Annotated in this window: 2 protein-coding genes and 1 pseudogene; 1 reads left to right on the top strand and 2 read right to left on the bottom strand. The window is 46.7% G+C overall.

Features of this window, described 5'->3' with window-relative positions; translation table 11 throughout:
- Positions 1 to 290, top strand: a pseudogene (locus GY683_RS09285) (TonB-dependent receptor); the annotation flags it as partial.
- Positions 291 to 929: 639 nt separating this feature from the next.
- On the opposite strand, the gene GY683_RS09290 reads toward GY683_RS09285, so the two are convergent.
- Together GY683_RS09290 and dapF are read right to left on the bottom strand one after the other, a co-directional pair.
- Positions 930 to 1952: a tyrosine recombinase XerC gene (locus GY683_RS09290; protein WP_297288456.1), complete on the bottom strand. Its 1023-nt coding sequence runs from the start codon at positions 1950 to 1952 to the stop codon at positions 930 to 932.
- A 40-nt stretch (positions 1953 to 1992) separates the two neighbouring features.
- A partial coding sequence (gene dapF / locus GY683_RS09295; RefSeq protein ID WP_297288457.1) for a diaminopimelate epimerase occupies positions 1993 to 2728 on the bottom strand: 736 nt, incomplete at its 5' end.

Genomic DNA, 2728 nt, shown 5'->3' on the forward strand with positions numbered 1-2728 from the left:
CCTATCGCTTTGCCAATCCAAATTTAGAAATTGGTGTCAATCACCGCAAAGTTGATGATGTAAAAGGGACCCCAATCTCAGGCTCTCTTGGTAACAACTTAAATCTAATCAAGTATGGTTATGACGTAACTGACATTTATGCCAACTGGAAACCATTCAATAACGACAAATTAAATGTAAACTTTGCCGTTAACAACGTCGGTGATGAGTTCTACTATTCACACTCTGCTATCAATGGTTTGCCTGGTGCTGGTCGTGAATACCGTGTCGGTGTAAACTTCACTTACTAATTTAGAATCTAGTTTCTCCACGCACTCCGTCTAATGGCGGGGTGTTTTTTTATTGATAGATATCTACATTCTAAGAAGTTATCCACAGATAGCATCGATGTATTATCATGATTTTGTGGAACAATTGCGCAGTTTATAAACAGCGCTTAAAAAGTTAATATATAAATAGGCTAATTTTTATAAGTTATTGATTATATTTATAAAATATATTTTAACCACAGTTTATTCCTAAATATTACAGTACGGTGAAAGCACCATAATATAAGGGCTTTCGATGTAAATTGTTCGCTTTTCCACAAAGTTATCCACAGATTTTGTGGATAAAAAATCACACTCTATCGAAAGCTAATAATGATAAGGGCTTGCGCATATTATTGGGATTATTAATGATGTGATTAAGGGCTGGATTTGGAACTGAGGATGGATATACCAATGGAAGATATTGGAATTTTACAGAGGTTCCACGACGGTCATAAAGCTGTCTTTTGAGATTGCTAGAATAACTGCTTATCTCTATTTTAATGTATAAAGCTATCCTATTATTTTTTGAGTGATTAAGGCTGTTAGCGTAAACGCGTTCATCTCCCAAAAACAATCTTGAGAAGTAGCGATAAAGATGTGTATGAATGGGCTGATGATTTAGTTGTTATGTTTGGGTTTTTTGGTAGGTTGATCTATCACGTGTGCCACCGCTCTGGGGTGAGCCTTGTCATAGATGCGGGTGAGGGCCCCGAAATCCACTTGGGTGTAGATTTGGGTGGTGCTGATGTCAGTATGTCCAAGCATCTCTTGGACAGCGCGCAGATCGCCGCTTGATGACAGCATGTGCGATGCAAAGCAGTGACGCAGTAGGTGGGGATGCAGGTTTTGAGCGATGCCTGCATTGGCGGCGCATACCTTTAGGCGCAGCTGAATCGCTCTGGGCGTGAGCCGCGTGCCGTGCCGTTCGCTGATGAACAGCGCATCCGTACCTTCTTGCCACAGGTCGCGGTGGGGTAGATAGATGTTAATGGCATCGATGGCTTTTTTGCCAACGGGAGTTAGCCTGATTTTATTGCCCTTGCCTAATACTCTGACCACGCCGCTTCGTAGATCGATGTCTTGAATGTCAAGCCCTGCCAGCTCGGACAGCCGAAGACCACTGCTGTACATGAGTTCAAACATCGCGCGGTCGCGAATCCATAGACGTGCTTTGTTGGCGTCATCTGGCATGGGCTGATCGAGCAGCTGCATCATCATGTCAACATCGCCGACCTTGGGCAGGGCGCGTGGCTCAGGCTTTAGGCGATAGCCTGTGGCGGGATTGTGATCGGTTTTGTTGATCTTGATGAGATGGGCGTAGAATTTACGGATGGCGGAGAGTTCTTGTTTGGCGCTGATGGCTTTAATGTTATCCCGCTCTAGGCGCAGACTCAAGAATCTTGCCAAGTCTTTTTTGTCGAATGATAAATAATCACCCTGTAGCCGCACGTCCTCATCGATGAAGTGCATCAGACGCATGAGTGCTGCTGTGTATGCGCTGATGGTGTTGTCGGAGTAATTTTGTAGGGCTAATTCATCCAGCCATGCCTGAGCCACCGACCAAGATTTTGGCTTGGTGGTGTCAGATGTATCGGCAGGTGTGGATGATTTTAGTTTGTTGAGTAGATTATTTAGACGCATGATAAGTCAAAAGGCGCATTAATTACGCCTTTTTTATGGGTTATTGGTAGTCGTCTGATTCGTCGGGGGTGAGGTTAATACCTGCTTGGGCAGCAAGACCGTCAGGACTGAACACGCCTTCATAGACGAATGATGTTGGGCCTGTCATCATCACAGAGTAGCCATCTTGCCAGCGGATCGCAAGGCTGCCACCGTATAGCTGAGCGCGAATGTCCACGCCTTCATCCAGCCAGCCTTCGCGAATACCTGTCGCCACAGCTGCGCAGGCGCCCGTGCCACACGCCTGGGTCTCGCCCACACCGCGCTCATAGACTCTAAGGCGAATGTGTCGCTGATTCACCACTTGCATGAATCCGACATTCACGCGCTCGGGGAAAGCCTCATGCGACTCTAGCAGTCGCCCCAGACGCTCCACATCAGCGGTGAGTACATCATCCACCTTGATGACGGCATGAGGGTTGCCCATGTTGGCGATATATAGCTGAACAGGCGTGCCATCCACGACCAGTCGGTACGAGTTGCCAACCTTGGTGATCGCCTTTGGTGCAAATGGAATCTCGTCAGGTTCAAATTTGGGTTTACCCATGTCAACCTGCACCCATCCATAGCGATCAGTGGTCAGGGTGATGATGCCGCTGGCCGTCTCCACGCGCAGACGCTGCTTGAAGGATAATTTACGCGCTTGAACGAAGGAAGCAAAACAACGAGCGCCGTTGCCACATTGGCTGACTTCTGTGCCATCAGCATTAAAAATTCGATATTTAAAATCTACGTCG

The organism is Moraxella sp. (genome assembly GCF_024227015.1).
Taxonomy (GTDB): domain Bacteria; phylum Pseudomonadota; class Gammaproteobacteria; order Pseudomonadales; family Moraxellaceae; genus Moraxella.

Bases quoted from the DNA above. Each gene is read 5' to 3' on its own strand.
- GY683_RS09290 (WP_297288456.1), bottom strand. From the start codon at position 1,952: ATGCGTCTAAATAATCTACTCAACAAACTAAAATCATCCACACCTGCC.